We start from the raw sequence: 25,774 nt of genomic DNA on the forward strand, positions 1-25,774 counted from the left end.
AACTTGCTGCGATGAAGCGCCCCCTCAGACTCTGGCTTGCCGGCATTGCCGCGGTGCTGCTGCTCGGGGCTGGGGCGCTCGTGTGGGTGGTGAGCACCCGCTTGCCCAGCGACGAAGAGGTGGCCGTCCGGATCTCCGAAGCCTTCGAGAAGCGCTTTGGCGTCGGCCTGAAGGTGGGCGGCGCGCATTGGGCGCTGCTGCCGGCACCCGTTCTCGTGCTTTCCAATGTGTCTACCGACCAGCCCCGCCCGATCACGCTGCGCCGCGTCACGCTGCAGCTCAAGCTCAGGGAGCTGCTGAGCCGGGTGATTGCCGTCGACGAGGCCGAGATCGAAAGCCTGGTGCTGCCGCGTGAATCGTTTCGCGCATTTCGCGGCAAGGGCCCCAAGCCGAAGGACGGCGGCAATATCGTCGCGCTGCCCGCGCCCTGGACGCTGGCCCCGGTGCCGCTGGAGAAGCTGCGCTGGCGCGACGTGGTCTGGATCGACCGGCGCGACATTGCGCTGGCCTACGACGGCGAAATCAGCTTCGACGCCAACTGGCGCCCGCGCCAGGCACGGCTTGAACGAGCCGGCGCATCGCCCCCGGCCCGGCTTCGCCTTGATCGCGCAGCGGCCGCGCAGGACCGCTGGCGCACGCGCATCGATGTGGGCGGCGGCACGTGGAACGGCGTCACCCTGCTCGAAACGCTGCCGGACGACAGGCTGCGCCTGTCCGCCGAACTCGAGCCGCGCCAGGTCGACCTGGAAGGCCTGGTGCAAGCCTTCGGCCGGCGCACCGCGGTGTCGGGCAAGGTGTCGGGCTATTCCCGGCTGGTGGCCGAGGCCGACGAACTGGGCGCGCTGATTCGCAGCCTGCACACTCGCACGACCTTCTCGGTGCGCCCCGCCACGCTCACAGGGCTGGACCTGGCCAAGACGGTGCTCACCGCCGGCACCGACCGCAGCGGCACCACGCCGCTCGACGAGCTCACCGGCACCCTCGACACCCAGGGCACCGAAGACGGCATCGTGCTGCGATACACCAACCTCAAGGCGCGCTCGGGCGTGCTCACCGCCAGCGGCAACCTGCGGTTCTTCAACCGCAAGCTGGACGGCGAGCTGGCGGTCGATATCGTCGACGGCGTGGTGGGCATGCCGCTCAAGATCGGCGGCACCGCCAGCAATCCCGAGATTTCGCTGACCGGCGGCGCGCTGGCCGGCGCCGCGGTCGGCACCGCGGTGCTGCCGGGCGTGGGCACGGCCATCGGCGCGCGCGTGGGGCAACAGGTGGAAAAGCTGTTTGGCGCCGAAGAGCCCGCAAAGAAGAAAAAAGCCCCGCCGCCGCGGACCACCAGGCCACCGGCGGCTGCACGCTGACGTTTCAATCGCCCGGGCGTATCACCTGCAGGTCGTGGTGGGCTCCGGCATGCAGCCGTGCCACGTCCGCCGCGCGGCGCGTGAGCACTGCGCGCTGGTTGATGTAGCCCTTGTCGGTGATCTCGCCCGCATCGAGGCTCGGCGGCTCGGTGAGCACCAGCGCGCGCGTGGGGCACTGCGAAGATCCCGCGCCCTCATCACGCAGGGTGCGCAGCACGTCCGCAATTCGCGCGGCCAGTGCCTGCGGCGCAGCCTGGGGAGCGGCAAACACCAGCATGCCGATCTCGTCGCTGTCATGGCCGGTGAGCACCACGTCTTGCGCATGGGGCGCCAGCATCGAAACGAGCTTGACGCGCAGGGTACCCACCGATACCCAGGTGCCGCTCGAGAGCTTGAAGTCTTCGGCCACGCGGCCGTTGAAGACCACGCCGCGCTCCGGCCGGTCGGCATCGGCCAGGTAGCCCGCATCGCCGATGCGGTAGTAGCCCTCGTCGTCGAAAGCCTCCGCCGTTTCACGCGGCGCATGGCGGTAGCCCGGAAACACCGAGACACCCTTCACGCGCATCTCGAGCTTCTGCCCGTTGGGCACGAACTTGAGCTCCAGCCCCGGCAGCGGCGCGCCGATGCAGCCCGCGCCGTCCAGCTTCCAGTGCGCGGAGGTGATGGCGGGCGAAGTCTCGGTCGCTCCCCACGAGGTGGTGAGCCACAGCGGCCGCTCGGGCCGCACGCGCTTGGCCACCGCTTCGAGCCGCTGCCACGTCGACGGCGCGAGCGCCGCGGCCGCATAGAAGGCCAGCCGCAGGCGCGAGAACACCTCGGCGGCAAGCGCGTCGTCCGCTTCGAGAAAAGGCAGCAGCATGTCGAAGCCGCGCGGCACGTTGAACAGCAGCGTGGGCTTCACCTCGCGCAGGTTGCGCACGGTCTTTTCGATGAGCCCCGGCGCAGGCCGGCCTTCGTCGATGTAGAGCGCGCCGCCGTGGCACAGCACCATGTTCAGGTTGTGGTTGGCGCCGAAGGTGTGGCTCCAGGGCAGCCAGTCGACCAGCACCGGTTTTTCCTGCGTGAGGAAGCGCCAGGTCTGCGCCATCATCTGCTGGTTGGCGCACAGCATGCGATGGGTGTTGATCACCACCTTGGGCTTGCCGGTGGAGCCCGAGGTCAGCAGGTACTTGGCGTGGGTGTCGGGCAGCACGGCCTGGTAGGCCTGCATCACCGCCGGCGTTTCGCTGGCCTCGAGCAACCGCGCAAAGGGCAGGGCGCCCGCGTGTGCGTCGGCATTGCGGCTGAACACCGGCACCGCCTCCACGCCGCAACCTGCGAGCGCGCCGCCGTACACCTTGGCGTCCGATGCGTAGACCAGCGCCGGTTGCAGCGTCTGCAGCATGCCGTGCAGCCGCGACGGGTCCTTGGCCATGCGTGAATAAGCGCTCGACAGCGAGCAGGCCGTGCGCCCGATGTGCATGGCTGCGAGCATCAGCACGGCATGATCGATCGAGTTGTCCGAGAGGATCGCGATGGGCTTGCCCTCGGGCAGCTCCAGGTCGAGCAGCGCCTGTGCCACCGCGCCCACGGCCTGGCGCAGCGCGCGGTAGTCGAGCTTGCGCCAGCCTTCGCCGCTCTCGTCGCGCTCCGCGAAAGCCAGCGCATCGGGCGTTTCCCGCGCCCAGCGCTCGATCCAATCGCCGATGCAGCGCGCGTAGGGCTTGAGCGCCATCGGCGAACGCAGCGCGAAGGAGCCGTCGTCGAAGTCGATGCGCACTGTGCGGGGCGGGGCGATCTGGCTCTCGTCAAGGAGGAAGTCGTCGTTCATGTCAATCGAGTTTGCCGGTATCGGCTTTGGCGCGAATCAGGTTCAACAGCAGGATGTCGCGGGCGGCTTCGAGGTCGGCCACGCGCCGCGAACCCAGTTCTTCGGCCACGCCCTCGGCCACCTTCTCTTTGAGCTCTTCCGTCATCGACGGCGCGCCGAGGTCCTTCCACCAGTCCTCGATCGGTCCGCCCAGATGGGCGAGCACATGCTCGATGCCGCCCGCGCCACCCGAGAGGTGCAGGTTCATGAAAGGGCCCATCACGGCCCAGCGCAAGCCGGGGCCGTGCGCAATGGCGGTGTCGATGTCGGCCACGCTGGCCACGCCTTCGTCGACCAGGTGAAATGCCTCGCGCCAGAGCGCGGCCTGCAGCCGGTTGGCGATGTGGCCCTTGACCTCGCGCTTCACGTGGATCGGCCGCTTGCCGATGGCCGCATAGAAGGCCATCGTGCGTTCGATGGTCTCGGCTGAAGTGCGCTCGCCGCCCACCACTTCCACCAGCGGAATCAGGTGCGGCGGGTTGAACGGGTGGCCCAGCACCACGCGTTCCGGGTGCTTGCACTCGGCCTGCACGGCGCTGATGGCCAGCCCCGAAGAGCTCGATGCCAGGATGGCGTGGGCCGGTGCGGCCTCGTCCATGCGCCGGAACAGGTCGATCTTGAAATCCAGCCGCTCGGGGCCGCTCTCCTGGACGAAGTCGGCCTCCGCCACCGCGTCTTCAAGCCGCGCTTGAAAGCGCAGCCGCCCGGCCGACGCGCCCGCGGCCAGGCCGAAGCGTTCGAGCGTCGGCCAGTGCGCGGCCACGGCGGCGCGCAGCCGCGCCTCGGCGTCGGGCGAAGGATCGGTGGCCTCCACGTCCAGGCCCTTCGCCAGGAAAAAGGCGGCCCAGCTGGCGCCGATGACGCCGGTGGCGACCACCGCCACGCGCTGAGGGATTTCCGCAGGTCGGAGAGTCGGTTCCATCCGCATCGCCTCAGGAATCCGCCGTGAAGCCGATCTTCTTCACCAGCGGCCCCCAGCGCTCCGCCTCGGCCCGCTGCGAACGTGCCATCTCCTCGGCCGTGGAGCCCTGGGCAATCAGGCCGACCACGGCCAGGCTGTCCGTCACCACCTTTTCCTTGATGGCTGCATTGATCGCGGCATTGGCCGCGGCCACCACGCTGGCAGGCGTTTTGGCTGGTGCATAGAAGCCGAACCACTCCTCGGTGGTCAGCTCCCCGAAGCCCTGTTCGGCAAAGGTCGGCACTTCCGGCGAGAAGGGCGAGCGCGCCTTGCCCGATGTGGCGATCAGCCGCAGCTTGCCGGCCTTGTGGTTGGGAATGAAGTCGCCGCTGGGGGTAACCATGGCGGCGATCTGCCCGCCCACCACGTCGGTCACGCCGGGAATCGAACCGCGGTAGGGCACGTGCTTCAGGTCGACCCCGTTGTTCAGGCCCAGCAGCGCGCCGATGAAGTGCGGCGTGGAGCCGGCCGCCGGCGAGCCGTAGCTGGCCTGGTTCGGGTTGGCCTTGGCCCAGGCGAGAAAGTCTTTCACCGTGCGCACATCGGGCGGCACCAGCGGGCCGACCGCCAGGCCGTGGTGCATGACGGCGGCAATCGATACCGGCACGAAGTCCTTGCTCGGGTCGTAGCTGAGCTTGCTGTAGATGTGCGGATAGATCGAGGTGCACGAGAACGGCGACAGCGCCAGCACGCTGCCGTCGGCCGGCGCGCTCTTCAGGGTTTCCAGTGCAATGCGGCCGCCCGCGCCCGGCTTGTTCTCGACCACGGCCATGTTGCGGGTGTAAGCCGAGCCCGCGAGCTTTTCGCCCACGCGGCGCGCCACGCTGTCGCCCGAGCTGCCGGCCGGAAAGCCGTAGTAGATTTTGACCTGCTCCAGCGCCTGGGCCAGCGCGGCCAAGGGCGAGAGGGTACCCAGCGCAGTGGCTGCGCCCAGGGTGTGGAGGAAGTGGCGGCGGTTGTTCATGGAATGTCTCCTGTTTTTCTGGCGGGTTCTGGCAAGGTTCTGCGGGGTCGATCGGCCGCTTCAACGCGGCGCGAACTCGGGGCGCGGCCCGCCTCTGCGCGGCAGTCCCATCATCTGCCTTGCTTCGGCCGGCGTGGCCACTTCCATGTCGAGCTCATGGATAACGCGCACGATGCGTTCGGTGAGCTGCACGTTGGTGGCGAGCTCGCCGTGGCGGAAGTAAAGGTTGTCCTCCAGCCCCACGCGCGCATGCCCGCCCAGGAGCAGCGCCGCCACGTTCGCTTCGAGCTGCGAGGTGCCGATGCCGCTCACGCCGAAGATGCTGCCGCGGGGCAGGGTGTCGACCATCATCTGCAGGAAGCGCGGCGAATACGGCATCGCGTTCTGGAAGTTGCGGTGCACGTTCATCACCAGGTTGATGAAGTAGGGCTCGTCGTCATGGCCCTCGCCGATCAGCGTGGTCGTGTCCTGCAGGATGTGGGTGGGGCTGAACACCTCCCACTCGGGCTTGATGCCGCGCGCCTTCATGCCGGCGGCGAGTTCCCGGCCGCGGGTAATGGGCGTGTCCATCAGGATCTGTCTGCCCTCGAAGCTCAGGTTGAGCGTGGTCGCGTCCAGCGTGCACATCTCGGCGCCCGCGTCCATGCCCTTGATGCGCTCTTCCCACGCAATCTCCCAGCGGTCGCCCGCCAGCGGCTTCACCATGTCGCCGTGCACACCGCCGCCGGTGGAGTTGTTGATGACGATGTCGCAGCCGCCCGCGCGAATGCGGCTGTTGATGTCGCGATACACCTCGGCATCGCAGGTGGCGCCGTCGTCCGGGCGGCGTGCGTGGATGGCCGCCACGCTGGCGCCGGCGTTCCAGCAGCGCAGCACGTCGGCCGCGATTTCGGCCGGCTGGGTGGGAAGGTGCGGGTTCTGCGACTTGTGCGCCATGCCGCCCGTGGGGGCGATGGTCACGATCACTTTGCGCTTCGACGACATGCTCCGGGTCTCCTGGTGTCTTCGTTCATGAGGGGCGCGCTATTATTTTTTGGAGGCGCAGGCACACTCAGTCATTGCGACGACATTTGGAGTCAGGGTTTACGCGGCGCGGCCCCCTTTCCACGCCATCAGGAGCTTTCTTTTCATGTCCACGACGAAGCCGGCCATCAAGGCGGCATCGCTCACGATCGAGCAGCTGCTTCAGCGCTCGGCCTGGTTTCCGCTGCTCGACGAAGCGGCGCGCGAGCGCGTGCTCGACGAGATGCGCGAAGTCCAAGTCGCAGCCGGCGCCGCGCTGTGCCGCCGCGGCGATACGCCGCTGCACTGGTACGGCACGCTCGAAGGCCTGCTCAAGTGGTCGATCACCTCCAGCGACGGCCGCTCGGTCACCTTCGGCGGGCTCTCGGTCGGCTGCTGGTTCGGCGAAGGCACGCTGCTGCGCGCCGCCCCGCGCTCGGCCGACGTGATTGCACTGCGGCCCAGCCGCGTGGCCCAGCTCCCGCTGGAGACTTTCGAGTGGCTGCACCGCACGCAGCGCGGCTTCGATCACTTTCTGCTGCAGCAACTCAACGAGCGGCTGCACTGGTTCATGGGCAACTACGCGGCGCACCGGCTGCTCGATGCCGACAGCCAGGTGGCTCGCGCGCTGGCGGGGCTGTTCCATCCGTGGCTGTACCCGGGCAGCGAGCTGCATCTGCAGACCTCGCAGGAAGAGATCGCGAATCTCTCGGGGGTGTCGCGGCAGCGGTGCAATGCGGCACTGAACCGGCTGAAGGAGGCGGGCTTCCTGCGGATCGAATACGGGGGGATCACCGTGATCGACCTGGAAGGGCTGCGGCGCTTCATCGAATAGGCGCGGCGAGCCGCGCCTGTGTGCCCTTCATTTCGCCGGCTTCGCCTTTTCCGCCAGCCGCTTGCGGAACTCCGTCGTCGTCAGGCCCGCAAAGCCCCAGTCGTCGGTGTCGATCTCTTCGATCACGATGTGCGTCCACTCGGGCGGCTTGTTCAGCACGCGTTCAAGCGTTTCCGTGAACTCACGGATGACCTGGGTCTTCTGTTCGCGCGTCACGCCGTCGCGGGTGATCTTCAGGTTGATGAAAGGCATGGTGTGCTCCTTGGATGAATGAATGGTGTGATTACCACTTGCCCGTGCTCATGCCGCCGTCCACCGGCAGCACCACGCCCGTCGTGAAATCGGCGCTCGTGAGGTAGAGCACGGCGTCGGCGATTTCGCGCACGGTCGCAATGCGGCCGGCGGGCGAGAGGCCGTTCAGGAAGCCGTGCTGCTCAGGCGTGTACAGCGGCGTGTCGACGATGCCGGGCGCCACCGCATTCACCTTGACGTTGTGCGGCGCGAGTTCGAGCGCCAGCGCGCGCGTCGCGGCGTTGATGCCGCCCTTGATCAGCACCGGCAACGCGGCCGGCACCTGCTGGTTCGGCTGCAGCGCGATGCTCGCGGTGATGTTCACGATGTGGCCCCGGCGGCGCGCGACCATGTGCTTCGCGGCGGCCTGCGAGGCGTAGACGAAGCCCTTGAGGTTGGTGGCCACCAGCTGGTCGAGCTCTTCCGCTGTGTACTCGACGAACGGCTTGGCGTTGAAGATGCCTGCGTTGTTGATGAGCACGTCGACCTGACCGAAGCGCTCCACGGCGCGGTCGATGAGCTGCTGCGCGGTCGCGCGCTGGCCGATGTCGCCGGCGACGCCGAGAAAGCGTGCCGGGTTGCCGAGCTGCTTTGCCGCGGCCGCGAGCCGCTCGTCGGTGCGTGCATTGGCGACCACGTTGAAGCCGCGTTCGAGGTAGGCCTCGGCCAGGCCCAGCCCGATGCCGCTCGAGGCGCCGGTGATGACGACCGTGGATGAAGTGCTGCTGTCTTGCATGTCGGGTTCTCCAGAAGTTGATGACGTGGGGAGAACTGTATTGATGACGCAGACATAGATAAATCACTAGACTCGCACTTCAATTGATACATGGGGTAATCAAACCATGCAGCGGCAGTTCGGCGACATCCTCCTGGGCAGCATCGAACTCTTCTGCCTTGCAGCGGAGACGGGCGGCTTCACGTCGGCGGCGCTCGCGGCGGGCGTGACACCGGCGGCCGTGAGCCGCTCGATCTCACGGCTCGAAAAGCGGCTGGGGCTGCGCCTGTTCGTGCGCACCACGCGCAGCGTGCGGCTCACCGATGCGGGCCGCACCTACTTCGCGCAGTGCCAGCAGGCGCTGGCGCAGCTTGCCGATGCCGAGCGCGAGGTGATGGGCCAGCAGGCGCTGCCTTCGGGCACGCTGCGCATCAGCGTGCCCACCACCTACGGCCACCACCGCATCCTGCCGCTGCTGCCGGGGTTCCGCGAACGCTTTCCCGACATCCGGCTGCACGTGCACCTGAGCAACCGCAACATCGATTTCGTGGAAGAGGGCTATGACATGGCCGTGCGCGTGCGCGCCCAGCCCGACTCCACGCTGATCGCGCGGCACCTGGAAGATGCAGACCTGGTGGTGGTCGCCACCCGCAAGTACCTGAAGAAGGCCGGCACGCCGCGCACGCTGAGCGACCTTGCCGTGCACGAGTGCGTCCAGTTCGAGCTGCCCAGCAGCGGCCGCCGCATCTCGTGGCTCTTCAAGGAAAACGGCAAGGATCGCGAGGTTTTCGCGGACAGCGCCTACAGCTGCTCCGACGACGTGCTCGGCGGCGTCACCCTTGCCAAGAGCGACGCCGGGTTGTTCCAGACCTACCGCTTCGTCGTGGAAAAAGAGCTGGCCGACGGCACGCTCGTCGAAGTGCTGAAGCCCTTTGCGGGCCGCTCGCGCCCCTATACGCTGCTGTACCCGGACGGGCGCCACGTGCCGCTGCGCATGCGGGTGTTCATCGACTTCCTCATGGCGCAGCGGCTGGGGTGAAGGCTCAGCGGCAGGCGAAGCTGGCCGCCGCCTTTACGTCGCCGCCAAGGTACGCAAGCTTCTTCGGATAGGTGCACAGGGGCCGTGCCAGCGATTGGTCGGCGTTCTGCAGCACCAGGTTGTCGGGCGCCACGCCTTTCTCGACCCAATCGGTCAACGCGGCGAACAACTGGTTCGGTGCCGGCAGCGGAGGGTTGGCCGCAGGGCTGACGCCGGCCAGGCCGTTGACCGAGCCTACGCCCGCGCAATGCCCCATCGCCGGGATCTCGAGGTAGCGGTAGAACTTCTGCGTCTCGTCGATGCCGCCCATCGCCTTGGCCGCGCGCTCGTAGTAGTTGGCCGTGCCCGAGTTAGGAATCAGCTGGTCGGCCAGGCCGTGGTACGTCAGCAGCTTGGCGCCGCGGTCGCGGAACCTGGCCAGGTCGGGGTTGTCGGCATTGATGTTCGCGAAGGCCGCTTGCAGCGCCTTGCCGCGATCGCTGGCGTTGGCCAGTTGCGCATACGACAGCGCCTTCCAGTTGTTCGCGCCGTTGCCTGTTGCATTGATGAAATCGGGCGTCGCAATCGTCGGGTCTTGCAGGTTGAGCGCCACCTGATGTGCTGCAATCGGAAACGGGTTGGGCACGCCGCCCGTGGAATCCGCGAGCGAGAACCCCGGCATGCCGGGGCTGTTGAGCGCGGTGCCGCGCGTGAGGCCGTACCAGAGCTGGCCCGAGGCCAGCGTAGCGCCGTAGCCCACGTCGCTCGCAGGTGCCGGTGCGCTGCCGTCGCGCGTCTGGCCGTACCAGATCTTGTTGACGGCTTGTGCCTGCACGGTCGTCAGGCAGGCGGCGGTGGTATTGCTGCCGCCGCTGCCGGTGCACAGCACGGCGGTGTCCTGCGTGGGGTCGTACTTGCAGGCGGCGGGGTCGCTGATGAAGCCTTCGTGCTGTCCGGTGAGCGTGCTGTCGCAGGCACTCACCGCGGCGGACGACACCAGCGTCATCTGGTCTGGCGTGAGCGGCGTGCCGCCCAGGTCGCGCTGCATCACGATCTGCGGGTACAGCTCGGCGGTGATGAAGGTGGTCCAGTTGATCGCGCTGTTGCCTGCGAGGATGCCGTCGAAGTCGTCGGGGTTCACTTGCGCCTGCATGTGGCCCTGGCGGCCGCCGGTGGAGCAGCCGTCCCAATAGGCGTACTTTGCGTCGCGCTGGTAGAAGCCGGCCGCGAGCGCCTTGGCTTTCACGGCCATTTCGTGGATGCCGCGGCTCGCAAAGTCCGTCCAAAGCGTGGTGTTGATGGTGCCGTCGGGGTTCATTGCAAAAGAGCCGTCCACCGCGCCGATGGGCAATTTCGATGCATGTCCTGCATCGGTGACTGCGCTCACCGAACCTTCGCCCGCCGCAATGGCGGCCGCGCCGGCGCCGCCGATCTGCGTTTTGGCGCTGATGCCCGCATCGCCCACGAAGCCGCCGCCGCCGAGCACGCGCAGGCGATTGTTCCATTTGGCCGTCGTCGGCAGCCACACCTCGATGCCGATGCCCGGCGAGGTGGACGGCGCATCGGCCGGCCCTGCGTTGCCCGGCCCGACGTTGAGCTTGACCATGCACACGTCGTTGGCCGCCACGGTGCCCGAGGCCTTGCCGTCCAGGTTCAGGTCATCGCCTTGCTTGAACTGCTTCACCACGGTGACGGTGGTGTTCGCATCGGGCTTGAAGGCGGTCTTCAGGCTTTCGTCGCAGGCCAGCGCGGTGGGCGTTGCGGGGCCGGCGGGCGGCGGCAATGTGGGAATGAACGGCAGCGAGGGCCCCGAGGAGCCGCTGCCGCCGCAGGCCGTGAGCGCCGCGGCGGCGCACATGCCCATGCACAGGGCGGCCAACGCCGAGGGTGCGTTGCGCGAAGGGGTGCGCGTGTTTTGTCCGGTGCGCAGGGTCGTTCGGGGCATCTTCTTGTCTCCTGTTGTGTGGAGATCGAATTTGCCTTTCGCCTGCGTTCCGGTCTATCGACAAGCGATCATCGCTTGCGGGATCCGTTCACCTCGCACCGGGACTTACCCGAGCCGTGCGCGCGCGGGCGTGGTGCCGACCAGCTGCTTGAACACCTGCGTGAAGTGCGCCTGGCTCGAGAAGCCGACCGTGTGCGCGATCTCGGCCAGCGACAACCGGCCTTCCAGCAGCGTGAGTGCGTGGCGCACGCGCTGCTCCATCACATAGCGGTACGGCGTCGAGCCGGTGCTGGCCCTGAAGAGGCGCGTGAAGTGCACCGCGCTCATGTTCAGCTCGGCCGCGAGTTCATCGATGCCGAAGTCTTCGCCCAGGTGCTGCATCACCCAGTCGTACACCCTGCGCAGGTCCGCCTGCGAAAGCCGCCCCGGCGCGCGCTTCGCGTTGCGCGCGCCGCCGTAGCGGCTTTGCAGATAGCTCACCAATGCCATGGACAGGCCCTGCGCATGCATGCGGCCCGACGTGCAGCCGCGCTCCACTTCGTCGCGCATGGCAATGGCAAGCGAGGTCAGCGTGGCGTCGGTGGTCGAGAGGTGCGTCTGCAGGTGCAGCTCGCCATCGCTCTCGGGCATCAGGCTGCGCAGGGTTTCGGGGCGGATCTCCAGCGCGATCACTTCGTCGCACTGGCCGGACCACGTCACGCGGTCGACCTCGTAGCCCTGGTCGAAGATGCACACGCTGCCGGGCCGGCTCTCGACGTGGCTGGTGCGTCGCCCTGTGGTCATTGCGGACTTCACATGGCCGCGCATGCAGAAGGCGAGCAGCGGATGGGGGTTGTAGCAGGCCGGGTTTTCGCCGTCGCCGTGCATGGCGCGCACCTCCAGCGCAAAGCCCTGCCATGGCGTGGCGGCCGCGTTCATCAGCATCCTGCCGTCGAACCGCACGGGCTTGCCCGAAAGGTCGAGGAGGCTGATCTCGCGTGCCATCGCCATGCGCTCCTTCTACATCCCGCTCTACACGCCCAGCAGTTCCTCGAGCGCCTTCGGCTCTGCCAGCAAGTCGGCCGATGCCCCATGCCGCACGATCTGGCCCTTTTCCATGACCACGGCAAGATCGGTGTGTGCAAGCACCTTGCGGTAGTCGCGGTCGACGATGAGCGTGGCGATGCCGGTTGCGCGGATCTCGCCGATCACGCGCCAGATCTCGGCCACGATCAGCGGTGCGAGCCCTTCGGTGGCTTCATCGAGGATCAGCAGGCGCGGGTTGGTCATGAGCGCGCGGCCGATGGAAAGCATCTGCTGCTCGCCGCCAGAGAGCTGCTGGCCGCCATGCGAGAGCCGCTCGGCCAGCCGCGGAAAGGTGGCCATCACTCGGTCGAAGGTCCAGGCGCGGCGGCCGTCGATGCCCGCTCGCTCGCTCATCACGAGGTTCTCGCGTACCGAGAGGTTCGGGAAGATGCCGCGGCCTTCGGGCACATAGCCGATGCCCAGGCGCGCCATTTTTTCGGGCGGCCAGCCGGTCACGGTGCGGCCGTCGACCTGCACTTCGCCCGAGGCCGGACGCACGTAGCCCATCATGCTGCGGATGAGCGTGGTCTTGCCCATGCCGTTGCGCCCGAGCAGGCCCACCGACGTGGCGGCGGGTATGCCGGCGTGCACGCCGCGCAGGATGTGGCTGTTGCCGTAGTAGGTGTTGAGATCGCGGACGACGAGCATCAGTGGTCCTCTCCGAGGTAGGCGGTTCGCACTTCTGGGTTCTCGCGGATCGACAGAGGGTCGCCCGTGGCGATCACCGTGCCGTTCACCATCACGGTGATGCGGTCGGCAACGCGGAACACCGCATCCATGTCGTGCTCCACCAGCAGGATGGCGTGCGTGGCCTTCAGCCGCACAAGCAGGGTGAGCATGCGGTCGGTTTCCTCGGCGCCCATGCCCGCGAGCGGCTCGTCGAGCAGCAGCACGCGGGGCTTGGTGGCAAGGCACATCGCCACTTCGAGTTGGCGCTGCGCGCCATGGCTCAGCGTGCCGGCAATGCGCTGGGCTTCGTTCGAAAGGCCCGCCGCTTCCAGCGCCGCATCGGCCGCCGCATTGCTGGCTGCGCAGCGCTGCGACGATTGCCACACCGTCCAAGGCCGGGCCGTGGCGGCCTGCGCTGCGAGCCGGCAGTTCTCGTGCACGCTGAACTCCGGGAAGATCGTCGTGCGCTGGTAGCTGCGTCCCACGCCGGCGCGGGCACGGCGCCATTGCGCGCGCTGCGTCACGTCGGCGCCGTCGAGCGTGATGCGGCCTTCGGAGGCCTCGATCTCGCCCGAGAGCATGTTGATGAGCGTCGACTTGCCCGCGCCGTTGGTGCCGATGACTGCATGGACTTCGCCGACGTGCAGGTCGAGGGTGACGGCGTTCACGGCGGTGAGGCCACCGAAGCGGCGGGTGAGGCCTTGAACGGAAAGAAGGGCGGTGGCGTTCATGGTGTTGCTCCTTCCCCTTCCGGGGGAAGGTTGGGATGGGGGCAGGCAGAGCGCTCGACGGTGGCGCCGCGTGCCCCCACCCCGGCCCTCCCCCGGAAGGGGAGGTAGAAAGACAGAAGGCGGGTCATGCAGCCCCCTTCGGCGACAGCCGCTTCGCAAGGCCGATCAGCCCCTTCGGCAATAGCGCCACGAACACGATGATCGCGATCCCCAGCGTCAACTGCCAATGGTCTGCGAGCGGCCCCATCACCGCATGCGTCGAGAAGATCTCCTTCAGCAGCGTGAACGCAACGGCACCGATGACCGCGCCGCGCAAATGGCCGAGGCCGCCGAGGATCACCATCAGCAGCACCTCGCCCGAGTTGTGCCATGCCATCAGCTCGGGGTTGACCACGCCGTCGCGCGAGGCCAGCAGAAAGCCAGCGAGCCCGGCGAGCGCACCCGCCAGCACGAAGGCCGCAAGCTTGTAGCCATACACCGGGAATCCCGCCGCGCGCATGCGCTGCTCGTTCACGCGAATGCCCGCGAGCGCTGCGCCGAAGCGCGAGCGTCGAACCAGGGCGAGGAGCCCGTAGGTGAACACCAGCGATGCGAGCACCACGTAGAACAGCACCATGCGGTTTTCCATGTCGAGCTTGCCGATGGCCGGGCGCACATACATGTAGATGCCGTCGCTGCCGCCGCCCACCTTGGTGTCGTGGAACACGAAGAAGGCCATCTGCGCGAAGGCCAGCGTCACCATGATGAAGTACACGCCGCGCGTGCGCAGGCTGAGCGCGCCCACGAACAATGCATAGAGCGCAGCGGCACCCATGGCCGCGGGCAGCAGCAAAGCGAGGTTGCCGCCCTCGTTGCCTGAGGCCAGCACCGTGACATACGCGCCGATACCGTAGAACGCCGCATGGCCCAGGCTCACGAGGCCGGTCATGCCGACCAGCAGTTCGAGGCTCAGCGCGAAGATCGACAGGATCATGACCTTGACGACGAAGTCCGACACGTAGTTGCCCATGAGCGGGCCCAGCACGGCGATGGCAACGGCGCAGATCACCGGCACGAGAAACGCGCCGCGCCGCATGGAAGAAGTGTGCGCCTGCGTCATGGCCGCCTCCCCATCAGCCCTTCAGGCTTCCAGATCAGCACGATGGCCATCAGCAGGTAGATGCCGATGCCGGCAAGGTCCGCGAAGAACACCTTGCCGAAGGTGTCGACAAAGCCCACCAGCAGCGACGCCAGCAGCGCGCCGGTGATCGAGCCGATGCCGCCGATCACCACCAGCACGAAGCAGATGATGAGCACGCTCGCGCCCATGTTCGGATACACCGACGACATCGGCGCCGCGATCATTCCGGCCAGCGCCGCAAGCGCCACGCCCGCCGCAAACACGATGCGGTAGAGACGCTTCACGTCGATGCCCAGGCCGCGCACCATGTCGCGGTTGCTCGCGCCGGCGCGGATCATCATGCCCAGCCGCGTGCGGTTCACCACCCAGTACAGCGCCACCGCCAGCACGATGCAGGCGGCCGAGGCGAAGAGCCGGTACCACGGGTAGCTCATGACGTTGCCAAGCGCAAAGCTGCCGTCCAGCCACGCCGGCACCTTGACCCCGTGCACATCGTTGCCCACCAGAATGGAGCGCAGCTCCTCGAACACCAGGATCAGCCCGTAGGTCATGAGCACCTGCTGCAAGTGGTCGCGCTGGTAAAGGTAGCTGAAGAAGGCCCATTCGAGCACGTAGCCGAAGATGGCCGCCAGCACCACGCCGGCCACCAGCATCAGCAGAAACTGGTCCCCGAACAGCGGCGCGAGCGTGAACGCCATGTACGCGCCGATCATGTAGAAGCTGCCGTGAGCCAGGTTGATCACGCCCATGATCCCGAAGATCAGCGTGAGCCCCGAGGCCACCAGGAAGAGCAGGAGTCCGTACTGAACCGAGTTCAGGCACTGGACAAGAAAGGTGCCGAAATCCACGTTAGATCATCCCGGTAGAGGGGCTGGAGAAGGAGCGAGGCGCGCAGCGCCCGCGATGTTCGGGGGACACCGCGGAACCGGCTTTGCCGGGCCGCTGGTGTCGCCCCCTTGAGGGGGGAGTCGAGCTACACGAAGTGAGCGAGGGACGGGGGTGGGTTGATCACATCCTGCAGCCTCGGGCCGGGTCGGCCAGCCCCTTGGCCGCAATGCTCACCAGCCGGTTCTCCTTGCCTTCCACCTTGCGCAGGTAGATGTCCTGCACCGGGTTGTGCGACTTGCTCATCGTGAACGCGCCGCGCGGGCTGTCGATCTTGGCCTTCTCGATGGCCGCCGTGAACTCGGCCTTCTTGCCGATGTCGCCCTTGGTGGCAGCCAGGCCCACGCCCAGCATCTGCGCCGCGTCATAACCCTGCACCGCATACACGTCGGGCTGCAGCTTGAACGACTTGGCATACGCCACGCGGAACGCGTTGTCGCGCGCCGTGTTCAGGCCATCCGCGTAGTGCAGCGTGGTCAGCATGCCCTGCGCCGCTTCGCCCTGCGCGTCGAGCGTGCCGTCGGTCAGGAAGCCCGGCCCGTAGAGCGGAATCGTCTTGTTGAGGCCGGCGGCCTGGTAGTCCTTGACGAACTTCACCGCGCCGCCGCCCGCGAAGAAGGCATACACCGCATCAGGCTTGGCCGCGGCAATCTCGGTCAGCAGGGCCTGGAACTCGACATTGGGGAACGGCAGCGTGAGCTGCTTGTCGACCTTGCCGCCGGCCTTCTCGAGGCCTTCCTTGAAGCCGTTGACCGACTCCTCACCGGCCGCGTACTTCCAGGTGATGGTCATGACCTTCTTCTTGCCCTGCTGCTTGGCGGCCACTTCGCCCATGGCGTAGGCCGGCTGCCAGTTGCTGAACGAGCTGCGGAAGATGTTGGGCGCGCACATCGGACCGGTGACCGCGTCGGCACCCGCGTTGGGCACGATGAGCACGGTGCCGCTTTCCTTTGCGGCCTTGGCCATGGCCATGGCGACGCCGGAGTGCACGGTGCCCACGATCACGTCGACGTTGTCGCGCTTGATGAGCTTGTTGACGTTGTCGGTGGCCTTGGCCGGATCGGACTCGTCGTCGACCTTGAAGAACTCGATCTCGCGGCCCGCGAGCTTGCCGCCCTGTTCCTCGACGTAGAGCTTGAAGCCGTTCTCGATGGCCACGCCCAGCGCGGTGAAGGTGCCGCTGTAGGGCAGCATCAGCCCGACCTTGAGTTTGCCGGTGCCCTGGGCGCCGGCGGCGGATGCCAGTGCGGCGAATGCAATCGCGGTGAGCGCGAGGCGGGCGGTGCGAACCGGGGTGAGTGGGGTCATGGTGTTTGTCTCCTGTTTTTGGTAATGAAAGAAGTGGTCGCGACGATGACACGATCCGGCTGATCGCGATGCGGGGAATGCCCGCATTCAGGGATTTCGAGCAGCTCGCATCCACTGACGCGCGCCGCGATGCCGTGGACTTGCGCGAGCGTGCCGTACTCGTCGTCGATACCCTGGATGGCCAGCACCGGGCAGCGGACGGCGTCGAGCTCGGCCTCGATGTTCCATTCGCGAAACGGCGGATGCAGCCAGATGCGGTTCCAGCCCCAGAAGGCCGAATCGGCGCTGTCGTGGTAGCGGCCGAGCTTCTTCGGCAGGTCGGTGGAAAGGTACGCGGTGCGGGCCTGCTCGATGTTCGCGACGGTCACGTCTTCCACGAAGATGTGCGGCGCCAGGACGACGAGGCCCTGCACCTTGTCGGGAAAGCGCGAGGCATACAGCAAGCTGATCGAGCCGCCGTCGCTGTGGCCGAAGAGCCAGGGCTTTTCATCGCCGAGCTGCAGTACGGCGAAGAGGGCGGGCAGCACTTCGTGCGCCTGGCGGTGCATGAAGTCGACGTCCCAGATTTCGTTTTCTTCACGCGGCGTGGAGCGGCCGTAGCCGGGGCGGGAGAACACCAGGCCGCGGGCGTTGGCGGCTTTGCAGACCTGTGCGGGAAAGTCCTTCCACATGGCGACGGAGCCGAGGCCTTCGTGGAGGAAGACGATGAGGGGGGCATTGCTGCGTTCGGGGGCGATCCATTGGCACTCGATGCGCACCGCGCGGTTGCGCCATTCAATGGTGGCGAAGTCGGTGCTCATCGCGTTGCTCCTTCCCCCGCTGGGGGAAGGTGGGGATGGGGGCTCGCGGCGCTGGTAGAGGCCATGCCTTTGCAAAGGCCGCTTGCCCCCACCCCAGCCCTCCCCCGGGAGGGGAGGGAGAAAGACAGGGAGCCGCTCATGCCTGCCTCTCCCGCTCACGCAACCGAAACCTCTGGATCTTCCCCGTCGCCGTCTTCGGCAGCTCCTGCACAAACTCCAGAAACCGCGGGTACTTGTACGGCGCGAGCCGCTCCTTCACGAACGCCTTCAGTTCCTCGTCCGTGACCGACTGGCCTTCCTTCAGCACCACAAAGGCCTTCGTCTTGGTCAGCCCGTCCGCGTCTTCCTTGCCGATCACCGCGGCCTCGAGCACGGCCGGGTGCTGCATCAGCGTGGCTTCCACCTCGAACGGGGACACATAGATGCCGCTGACCTTCAGCATGTCATCGCTGCGGCCGGCATAGGTGTAGTAGCCGTCGGCATCGCGCGTGTACTTGTCGCCGCTCTTGGTCCAGCCGCCCTGGAAGGTTTCGCGCGACTTCTCGCGGTTGCACCAGTACATGAGCGCTGCGCTCGGCCCGCGGATGTAGAGGTCGCCCACTTCGCCGTCGGGCACCGGGCGGCCGTCTTCGCCGCGCAGCTCGACTTCGTAGCCTTCCACCGGCCGGCCGGTGGTGCCGTAGCGCACGTCGCCGGGGCGGTTGGAAATGAAGATGTGCAGCATCTCGGTGGAACCGATGCCGTCGATGATCTCGCAGCCGAAGTGCGCCTTGAAGCGTTGCGCAATCTCACCCGGCAGGGCTTCGCCGGCCGAGGAGCACATGCGCAATGCCACCTGCTCGCGCGCCGGCAGCTTCGGCGAAGCGAGCATGCCGGCAAAGCCCGTGGGCGCGCCGAAGAACACTGTGGGCCGGATCGGCGCCGGGCCGCCCCAAGCCGATCCAGCCCCCTCGGGGGGCAGGCGCGAAGCGCCTTGGGGGCCAGTGTCTCCGGTCCAGCGGCGGAAGGTGGCATCTGGCGTGGGGCGCTCGGCCATCAGCACGACAGTCGCACCGACCGACAACGGAAAGGTCAGCGCATTGCCGAGGCCGTACGCAAAGTACATCTTCGCGGCCGAGAAGCACACGTCGTTCTCAGTGAGCCCGAGAACCGGCTTGCCGTAGAGCTCGGCCGTCCACCAGAGGTTGGCATGCGTGTGGACCGTGCCCTTGGGTTTGCCGGTGGAGCCGGATGAATACAGCCAGAAACCCGGGTCGTCGGAAGCAGTGGGCGCGGCCGCTGCCATCGGCTCGGCGGCGGCGATCAGGCTGTCGAACTCCAGCGCGCCTGCGGGCAGCGCCCCGGTTGGCTGCGAGACGATCAGCGTGTGCACTTCATGCGTGCCGCGGCCCATCGCCTCCTGCAGGCCCGGCAGCAGCGCACCCGACACCAGCGCGGCCTGCGCGCGGCTGTGGTCGAGCATGTAGGCGTAGTCGTCAGGCGTGAGCAGGGTGTTGACCGCTACGGGCACCACGCCGGCATAGAGGCAGCCCAGAAAACTCACGGGCCAGTCGCTGCTGTCGAGCATGAGCAACAGCACGCGTTCTTCGCGGCGCACGCCGGCAGCCTTCAGCGCAGCAGCCAGGCGGCGCGCGCGGTCTTCGAGCTGGCCGTAGCTCAGCGTGCCGCGGTCGTCGATGTAGGCGATGCGTTCGGCGCGGCCGCGGTTGAGGGCGAACAGGTGTTCGGCAAAGTTGAATCGTGCGGGCGGGCTTGTCATGCGTGTCTCCTGGGGCCGTGTTCTTTTCTTCTCGGTTCTGCTTCTAGAGAGGCTAGAGGCCGAGTTGCGCGAGCACGCCGGGGCTCGCTTGCACCGCGCTGCGGCGGTGATAGAAATCCAGCGCGCGCAATCCGCCGAGCTCGGCGCCGCCACCCGCGCGGCCGGGGCCGCCGTGCAGCGACATCGGCATCACGTTGCCATGGCCGGTGTGGGCCTGCGCCACCTCGGGCGTGATCACGTGCACGCGGCCGTGGCTTGGTGCAACGGCAACCGCGGCCTGCGCCAGCGCGGCGTCGTCGCTGCCGTAGAGAGACGTCACCAGCGAACCCTGGCCGCGATGCGCCAGCGCGATGCCGTGCGCAAGATCGCGGTAGGGCAGCAGCGTGGCCACGGGGCCGAACACTTCGACATCGTGCACGCGCTGCGCCGCATCGGCATCGCGCGCGCCCAGCAGCACCGGGCCGATGCAGGCGGCCACCGAGGGCTCGGCATCGATCAGCGGCGTGTTGCGGCCGTCATGCAGCACCGTGGTCTGTGCAGAGAGCGCTTCCAGTCCCTCGCTCACCGCATTCAGCTGCGCGCGGCTCACGAGCGAACCCATGCGCACGCTCTCGTTGCGCGGGTTGCCCACCGTCACGTTCTTGAGCTTGGCGCCGATGGCGTCGGCGGCGGCTTCGTACACCTCGGCCGGCACCAGGATGCGGCGGATGGCGGTGCACTTCTGGCCGGACTTCACCGTCATCTCGCGCACCACTTCGCGCACCAGCAGGTTGAAGGCCTCGCTGCCGGGCGCCTCGCCGGGCAGCAGCAGCGCGCTGTTGAGGCTGTCGGCCTCGATGTTCACGCGCACCGATCGTTCGGTAACGGCCGGGTGCGAGCGGATGACCGCCGCGGTTTCGGCCGAGCCGGTGAATGAGGCGACATCGAAGGGCTGCAGCGCGTCCATCAGGCCGGCCGAGCTGCCGCAGATGACGGAGAGCGCACCCGCGGGCAGCACGCCCGCATCGACCACGTCGCGCACCATGCGCTGCGTGAGCCAGGCGGTGGCCGTGGCGGGCTTCACGATCACGGGCACGCCCGAGAGCAGCGCGGGCGCGGCCTTTTCCCAAAGCCCCCACGACGGAAAGTTGAACGCGTTGATGAAGAGCGCCACGCCGTGCGTCGGCACCTGCAGGTGTTGCGACATGAACACCGGCTCCTTGCCGAGCTTCGCCGCATCGCCGTCGCGCAGCGCGCGCACGTCGCCGAGCGCGTCGCCCCATTTGGCGTACTGGCCGAGCGTGAAGATTGCGCCGTCGATGTCGACGGCCGAGTCGTTCTTCACCGTGCCCGAATTCGCGGTCGCAATTTCGTAATAGGTATCGCGATGGGCCTGCAGCACCTTCACGATGGCAGCAAGCAGCCCCGCGCGCTGACGGTAAGTGAGGGCGCGCAGCGCGCCGCCGCCCTGTTCGCGTGCAAAGGCAAAGGACGCGGGCAGGTCGAGGCCGGTGGCGTCGACGCGCACGAGTTCGGTGCCCAGCACCGGATCGAAAAGAGGCGTGCCGGCGCCCGATCCGCTTTGCCAGCGGCCGGCGACGTAGTTGAAAAGGAGCTCGGTCATTGGGTGAACTTGATCTGCCCTTCGGGCAAGAGGTAGAGAACGAGCGCGCGGCCTTGTGCCACCGTCGGGCGGTGCGCGGTGCCGGGCCCGTAGACGCACCAGCCCGCGGGCCGGCCGTCGAAGGTGGCGCCGGCGCTGCCTTCGAGCGGCATGATCAGGTCGATCTCGCCGTTGGGATGCGTGTGGTGCGGCCCAGCGATGTCCTGCATGTCGACCACGTCGACCGAGAAGCGGTGCAGTGCGTCTTCGGCCTTGAATACGCGGCCGTAGCGGATGCCGCCGCCCTCGCGCTCGCACAGCCAGCCTTCGGCCACGCCGCCGATGCAGGCCTGGCGCAGTTGCTCGAAAGTGGCGGTGCCCGCGCCGTGCGCGGCGTTCAGCCATTGGTCGAGCTGTTCGTCGAGCGGCCGGCCGGCAATTTCGGCGGTCAGGCCGGCAATCAACTGGTGAAATGCTTCCTTGCTGGACATTGGCGGGCTTCCTTTTTGGAGGCTGGCTGGCAGGGGTGGCGCCACAGCGAACTTATGAACTACATTGCAGGATCGTTGCGCGTGCAGTATCTTGCTTGTGGTCGAACGATAAGCACCGAGTCAATAGGTGTCAAGCAATATAGTGCATATATGGTGTTTACCCTGAGCGCGCACAATCCCGGCCAAGAACGAGGACTTGCATGAACGAGCATGTAGACGCGGTGCTGTCCACCGCGCACGACGGCAATCACGCCGGCAACGCAGCCGCCGCATCGGCCGGGGAGGCTAGGAACCCATTGCTGGCCGCATTGGGCGACCGCGTGCGCAACCTGCGCGCGCAGCGCGGGCTCACACGCAAGGCCGTGGCCATTTCGGCCGGCGTGTCGGAGCGGCACCTGGCCAACCTCGAATACGGCATCGGCAACGCATCGATCCTGGTGCTGCAGCAGGTGGCCGGTGCGCTGCATTGCTCGCTGGCCGAGCTGGTCGGCGACGTGACCACCAGCTCGCCCGAGTGGCTGCTGATTCGCGAGCTGCTCGAGAACCGCAGCGAAACCGACCTGCGCCGGGTGCGCCTGGCGCTGGGCGAACTGCTGGGTACGGCTTCGGTCGATCCGGCTCGGCACCGCCGCATTGCGCTCGTGGGCCTGCGCGGCGCCGGCAAGTCGACGCTCGGGCAAATGCTGGCCGACGACCTCGACCTGCCGTTCGTGGAACTGAGCCGCGAGATCGAGAAGCTCGCGGGTTGCAGCGTGCGCGAGATCCACGACCTGTATGGCACCAATGCCTACCGCCGCTACGAACGCCGCGCGCTCGAGGAAACGATCCAGATCTACAGCGAAGTGGTCATTGCCACGCCGGGCGGCATCGTGTCCGACCCCGCCACGTTCAACGAGCTGCTCGCGCACTGCACCACCGTGTGGCTGCAGGCCGCGCCCGAAGAGCACATGGGCCGCGTGGCCGCGCAGGGCGACACCCGCCCCATGGCGGCCAGCAAGGAGGCCATGGAAGACCTGCGCCGCATCCTGAACGGGCGCGCCGCTTTCTATTCGAAGGCCGATCTTTCGGTGGACACCAGCGGCAAGACGTTGGCGCAGAGCTTCCAGGCGCTGCGGGCTGCCGCGCGCCAGTCGATCGGCATCGGCGCCTGAACTGAAGTTTTGAAAAAAAGCGATTCAGGCATTGACTTGCCTGTTCGCATGCAGCATGATGCATGTCATCGGAACCAGAAGATGCATTATTCTTCCGGTTTGCATCTGGCCCCCACAGGAGACTTCCGTATGACCGAGACCACGACCCTTCAGGCGCCCCCGCGCGTCGACTACCGCATCGAGCCCGCGCAGTACAAGCACTGGAAGCTCAGCTTCGACGGCGCGGTGGCGCGCCTGGTGCTCGACATTGCGGAAGACGGCGGCATTCGCCCCGGCTACAAGCTCAAGCTCAACAGCTACGACCTGGGCGTGGACATCGAACTGAACGACGCGCTCAACCGCGTGCGCTTCGAGCACCCCGAAGTGCGCAGCGTGATCGTCACCAGCGGCAAGGACCGCATCTTCTGTTCGGGCGCCAACATCTTCATGCTGGGCGTCTCGAGCCACGCCTGGAAGGTGAACTTCTGCAAGTTCACCAACGAAACGCGCAACGGCATCGAAGACTCGTCGAAGCATTCGGGCCTGAAGTTCATCGCGGCTGTGAACGGCGCCTGCGCCGGCGGCGGCTACGAGCTGGCGCTGGCCTGCGACGAGATCTTGCTGGTGGACGACCGCTCCTCGGCCGTGTCGCTGCCCGAAGTGCCGCTGCTCGGCGTGCTGCCCGGCACCGGCGGTCTCACCCGCGTGACCGACAAGCGCCATGTACGCCATGACCTCGCCGACATCTTCTGCACCAGCGTCGAAGGCGTGCGCGGCCAGCGCGCGGTCGAGTGGCGGCTGGTCGATGCGGTCGCCAAGCCCGCGCAATTTGCGGCCGCCGTGCAAGACCGCGCCACGCAGCTCGCCGCCGGCAGCGACCGCCCCGCGGGCGGCAAGGGCGTGGCGCTGACCCGCCTGGAGCGCGAGGAAACCGCCGACAGCCTGCGCTATTCGAACGTCGGGATCCAGATCGACCGCAGCAAGCGCACGGCCACCATCACAGTGAAAGCACCCACCGGCACGCAGCCGGCCGGCGTTGCCGACATCGAGGCCGCAGGCGCCGCATGGTGGCCGCTGGCCGTGTGCCGCGAGTTGGACGACGCCATTCTTCACCTGCGCACCAACGAGCTGGACATCGGCACCTGGCTGCTCAAGACCGAAGGCGACGCACAGGCCGTGCTCGCGTCGGACGCCGTGATGCTCGCCCACAAGGACCATTGGCTGGTGCGCGAAACCATCGGCGCGCTGCGCCGCACGCTGGCACGCCTGGACGTGTCGTCGCGCAGCCTGTTCGCGCTGGTGGAGGCCGGCTCGTGCTTTGCCGGCACGCTGGCGGAGCTGGCCTTTGCAGCCGACCGCAGCTACATGCTGGCGCTGCCCGACGATGCCGAGCGCGCGCCGAAGCTCGTGCTCAACGAATTCAACTTCGGCTTCTATCCGATGGTGAACGACCAGAGCCGCCTCGAGCGCCGCTTCTATGAAGAAGCCGCGCCGCTCGACGCAGCGCGCGCCGCGGCCGGCAAGCCGCTCGAGGCCGACGAAGCACTGAAGCTCGGCCTGGTAACCGCCGCGCCCGACGACATCGACTGGGACGACGAAATCCGCATCGCGGTCGAAGAGCGGGCCGCCATGTCGCCCGACGCGCTCACCGGCCTGGAAGCCAACCTGCGCTTCGCAAGCAAGGAGAACATGGCCACCCGCATCTTCGGCCGGCTCACCGCCTGGCAGAACTGGATCTTCAACCGCCCCAACGCCGTTGGCGAGAAGGGTGCGCTCAAGGTCTACGGCACCGGCGAAAAGGCCGGCTTCGATTTGAACCGCGTTTGAACCCGCAGTCCTTCGCACAACCCAAGGAACAACGATGAGCACGATCAACTACAGCGAGAAGATCCCCAACAACGTCAACCTCGGCGAAGACCGCACGCTGCAGCGCGCGCTCGAAGGCTGGCAGCCCAACTTCATCAACTGGTGGGACGACGTGGGCCCGGACGGCTCGACCAACTACGACGTGTACCTGCGCACGGCCGTGAGCGTCGACCCCCAAGGCTGGGCGCAATTCGGCCACGTGAAGATGCGCGACTACCGCTGGGGCATTTTCCTGAACCCGGGCGACGCCAACCGCGAGATCCACTTCGGCGACCACAAGGGCGAAAAGGCTTGGCAGGACGTGCCCGGCGAGCATCGCGCCAACCTGCGCCGCATCATCGTGACGCAGGGCGACACCGAGCCGGCCTCGGTCGAGCAGCAGCGCCACCTGGGCCTGACCGCACCGAGCATGTATGACCTGCGCAACCTGTTCCAGATCAACGTGGAAGAAGGCCGCCACCTGTGGGCCATGGTCTACCTGCTGCACAAGCACTTCGGCCGCGACGGCCGCGAAGAAGCCGAGGCGCTGTTGCAGCGCACCTCGGGCGACGAGAACAACCCGCGCATCCTGGGTGCCTTCAACGAACGCACGCCCGACTGGCTCGCGTTCTTCATGTTCACCTATTTCACCGACCGCGACGGCAAGTTCCAGCTCTCGGCCCTGGCTGAAAGCGCGTTCGATCCGCTCGCGCGCACCACCAAGTTCATGCTGACCGAAGAGGCGCACCACATGTTCGTGGGCGAAAGCGGCGTGTCGCGCGTTCTGGCGCGCACCGCGCAGGTCATGAACGAGCTGAAGACCGACGACGCGCAGAAGGTGCGCGCGGCCGGTGCCATCGACCTGGGCACGATTCAGCGCTACCTGAACTTCCACTACAGCGTGACCATCGACCTGTTCGGTGCCGACCAGTCGAGCAACGCCGCCATCTTCTACAGCTCGGGCCTGAAGGGCCGCTACGAAGAAGGCAAGCGCACCGACGACCACGTGCTCAAGGGCCAGACCTACAAGGTGCTCGAGGTGAAGGACGGCCAGCTCGTCGAGAAGGACGTGCCGATGCTCAACGCACTGAACGAAGTGCTGCGCGACGACTTCATCAAGGACTCGGTCGCCGGCGTCGGCCGCTGGAACAAGGTGCTCGAGAAGGCCGGCATCCCCACCCGCCTGGTGGTGCCGCACAAGGCCTTCAACCGCCAGATCGGCGCGCTCGCCGGCATCAAGATGTCGCCCGAAGGCCGCGTGGTGAACGAGGTCGAATGGGCCGCCAAGAAGAACGAATGGCTGCCGAGCGCCGAAGACTTTGCTTTCGTGGCATCGTTGATGGGCCGCGTGGTGGAGCCGGGCAAGTTTGCCGGCTGGATCTCGCCGCCGGTGATGGGCATCAACCGCCAGCCGGTGGATTTCGAGTACGTGCGTTTCGGGTAATCGGTAT

23 protein-coding genes are annotated in these 25,774 nt (G+C 67.2%); 6 read left to right on the top strand and 17 right to left on the bottom strand.

Going from position 1 to position 25,774, the window contains the following annotated elements; translation table 11 throughout:
- Positions 1-11: 11 nt before the first annotated feature.
- The gene (locus V9K97_RS05490; protein WP_337316815.1) at positions 12-1,358 is read left to right on the top strand and encodes a hypothetical protein; all 1,347 of its coding nucleotides are present in this window, start codon (positions 12-14) and stop codon (positions 1,356-1,358) included.
- Between the two features lie 4 nt (positions 1,359-1,362).
- Here the strand turns inward: V9K97_RS05490 and V9K97_RS05495 are convergent, their stop codons facing one another.
- Genes V9K97_RS05495 through V9K97_RS05510 form a run of 4 tightly spaced genes read right to left on the bottom strand, consistent with a single transcriptional unit; the run spans position 1,363 to position 6,116 of the window.
- Positions 1,363-3,168: a feruloyl-CoA synthase gene (locus V9K97_RS05495; RefSeq protein WP_337316818.1), complete on the bottom strand. Its 1,806-nt coding sequence runs from the start codon at positions 3,166-3,168 to the stop codon at positions 1,363-1,365.
- Position 3,169: 1 nt separating this feature from the next.
- Positions 3,170-4,129 carry a 3-hydroxyacyl-CoA dehydrogenase NAD-binding domain-containing protein gene (locus tag V9K97_RS05500; protein ID WP_337316820.1) on the bottom strand — a complete coding sequence of 320 codons (960 nt, stop codon included), beginning with the start codon at positions 4,127-4,129 and terminating at the stop codon, positions 3,170-3,172.
- A 10-nt stretch (positions 4,130-4,139) separates the two neighbouring features.
- Entirely contained in the window at positions 4,140-5,132 is a 993-nt protein-coding gene (locus tag V9K97_RS05505) for a Bug family tripartite tricarboxylate transporter substrate binding protein (protein WP_337316822.1), read from the bottom strand.
- A 60-nt stretch (positions 5,133-5,192) separates the two neighbouring features.
- Entirely contained in the window at positions 5,193-6,116 is a 924-nt protein-coding gene (locus V9K97_RS05510; RefSeq protein ID WP_337316823.1) for a 3-keto-5-aminohexanoate cleavage protein, read from the bottom strand.
- A gap of 145 nt (positions 6,117-6,261) precedes the next feature.
- Between V9K97_RS05510 and V9K97_RS05515 the strand changes: the two genes are divergently transcribed.
- A complete protein-coding gene (locus V9K97_RS05515) occupies positions 6,262-6,969 on the top strand; it encodes a Crp/Fnr family transcriptional regulator (RefSeq protein WP_337316825.1) in 708 nt (235 codons plus the stop codon).
- A 27-nt stretch (positions 6,970-6,996) separates the two neighbouring features.
- Here V9K97_RS05515 and V9K97_RS05520 read toward each other — a convergent pair whose 3' ends face one another.
- Positions 6,997-7,221: a tautomerase family protein gene (locus tag V9K97_RS05520; RefSeq protein WP_337298363.1), complete on the bottom strand. Its 225-nt coding sequence runs from the start codon at positions 7,219-7,221 to the stop codon at positions 6,997-6,999.
- A 31-nt stretch (positions 7,222-7,252) separates the two neighbouring features.
- Positions 7,253-7,996, bottom strand: coding sequence for an SDR family NAD(P)-dependent oxidoreductase (locus tag V9K97_RS05525; protein ID WP_258503224.1), 744 nt, complete (start codon positions 7,994-7,996; stop codon positions 7,253-7,255).
- Between the two features lie 106 nt (positions 7,997-8,102).
- Between V9K97_RS05525 and V9K97_RS05530 the strand changes: the two genes are divergently transcribed.
- The gene (locus tag V9K97_RS05530; RefSeq protein WP_337316828.1) at positions 8,103-9,014 is read left to right on the top strand and encodes a LysR family transcriptional regulator; all 912 of its coding nucleotides are present in this window, start codon (positions 8,103-8,105) and stop codon (positions 9,012-9,014) included.
- 4 nt (positions 9,015-9,018) lie between these two features.
- Here V9K97_RS05530 and V9K97_RS05535 read toward each other — a convergent pair whose 3' ends face one another.
- The 11 genes from V9K97_RS05535 to V9K97_RS05585 form a co-directional block, all read right to left on the bottom strand.
- The gene (locus V9K97_RS05535; RefSeq protein ID WP_337316830.1) at positions 9,019-10,938 is read right to left on the bottom strand and encodes a tannase/feruloyl esterase family alpha/beta hydrolase; all 1,920 of its coding nucleotides are present in this window, start codon (positions 10,936-10,938) and stop codon (positions 9,019-9,021) included.
- A gap of 105 nt (positions 10,939-11,043) precedes the next feature.
- Positions 11,044-11,922 (bottom strand): helix-turn-helix domain-containing protein, encoded by an 879-nt coding sequence (locus V9K97_RS05540; protein ID WP_012745247.1) that lies wholly within the window; start codon positions 11,920-11,922, stop codon positions 11,044-11,046.
- A gap of 27 nt (positions 11,923-11,949) precedes the next feature.
- On the bottom strand, positions 11,950-12,651 hold the full coding sequence (locus tag V9K97_RS05545; protein ID WP_126746614.1) for an ABC transporter ATP-binding protein: 702 nt from the start codon (positions 12,649-12,651) through the stop codon (positions 11,950-11,952).
- The gene (locus V9K97_RS05550; RefSeq protein ID WP_337316836.1) at positions 12,651-13,403 is read right to left on the bottom strand and encodes an ABC transporter ATP-binding protein; all 753 of its coding nucleotides are present in this window, start codon (positions 13,401-13,403) and stop codon (positions 12,651-12,653) included. The genes V9K97_RS05545 and V9K97_RS05550 overlap by 1 nt, the downstream gene beginning before the upstream one ends.
- A gap of 124 nt (positions 13,404-13,527) precedes the next feature.
- Complete coding sequence (locus tag V9K97_RS05555; RefSeq protein WP_337316838.1) at positions 13,528-14,502, bottom strand: branched-chain amino acid ABC transporter permease; 975 nt, start codon at positions 14,500-14,502, stop codon at positions 13,528-13,530.
- Positions 14,499-15,371, bottom strand: a complete 873-nt coding sequence (locus V9K97_RS05560; protein ID WP_258503236.1) for a branched-chain amino acid ABC transporter permease — start codon at positions 15,369-15,371, stop codon at positions 14,499-14,501. Before V9K97_RS05560 ends, V9K97_RS05555 begins: the two co-directional genes overlap by 4 nt.
- Before the next feature lie 160 nt (positions 15,372-15,531).
- Entirely contained in the window at positions 15,532-16,716 is a 1,185-nt protein-coding gene (locus V9K97_RS05565) for an ABC transporter substrate-binding protein (RefSeq protein ID WP_337316840.1), read from the bottom strand.
- Complete coding sequence (locus V9K97_RS05570; RefSeq protein WP_337298370.1) at positions 16,713-17,516, bottom strand: alpha/beta fold hydrolase; 804 nt, start codon at positions 17,514-17,516, stop codon at positions 16,713-16,715. The genes V9K97_RS05565 and V9K97_RS05570 overlap by 4 nt, the downstream gene beginning before the upstream one ends.
- Positions 17,517-17,652: 136 nt before the next feature.
- Positions 17,653-19,275, bottom strand: a complete 1,623-nt coding sequence (locus V9K97_RS05575) for a benzoate-CoA ligase family protein (protein WP_337316842.1) — start codon at positions 19,273-19,275, stop codon at positions 17,653-17,655.
- Between the two features lie 52 nt (positions 19,276-19,327).
- Positions 19,328-20,878 (bottom strand): 3,4-dehydroadipyl-CoA semialdehyde dehydrogenase, encoded by a 1,551-nt coding sequence (locus V9K97_RS05580; RefSeq protein WP_337316844.1) that lies wholly within the window; start codon positions 20,876-20,878, stop codon positions 19,328-19,330.
- Positions 20,875-21,348, bottom strand: a complete 474-nt coding sequence (locus tag V9K97_RS05585; RefSeq protein WP_258503241.1) for a DUF4863 family protein — start codon at positions 21,346-21,348, stop codon at positions 20,875-20,877. Before V9K97_RS05585 ends, V9K97_RS05580 begins: the two co-directional genes overlap by 4 nt.
- A gap of 200 nt (positions 21,349-21,548) precedes the next feature.
- On the opposite strand from V9K97_RS05585, the gene V9K97_RS05590 reads away from it, so the two are divergent.
- From V9K97_RS05590 to boxB, 3 genes are all read left to right on the top strand, one after another.
- Positions 21,549-22,499, top strand: coding sequence for a helix-turn-helix transcriptional regulator (locus V9K97_RS05590; RefSeq protein WP_337316846.1), 951 nt, complete (start codon positions 21,549-21,551; stop codon positions 22,497-22,499).
- A 129-nt stretch (positions 22,500-22,628) separates the two neighbouring features.
- Positions 22,629-24,305, top strand: a complete 1,677-nt coding sequence (gene boxC, locus V9K97_RS05595) for a 2,3-epoxybenzoyl-CoA dihydrolase (RefSeq protein ID WP_337316848.1) — start codon at positions 22,629-22,631, stop codon at positions 24,303-24,305.
- Between the two features lie 34 nt (positions 24,306-24,339).
- Positions 24,340-25,767, top strand: coding sequence for a benzoyl-CoA 2,3-epoxidase subunit BoxB (gene boxB / locus V9K97_RS05600; RefSeq protein WP_337316850.1), 1,428 nt, complete (start codon positions 24,340-24,342; stop codon positions 25,765-25,767).
- Positions 25,768-25,774 lie beyond the last annotated feature (7 nt).

Source organism: Variovorax sp. CCNWLW186, assembly GCF_037203865.1.
Lineage (GTDB): Bacteria > Pseudomonadota > Gammaproteobacteria > Burkholderiales > Burkholderiaceae_C > Variovorax.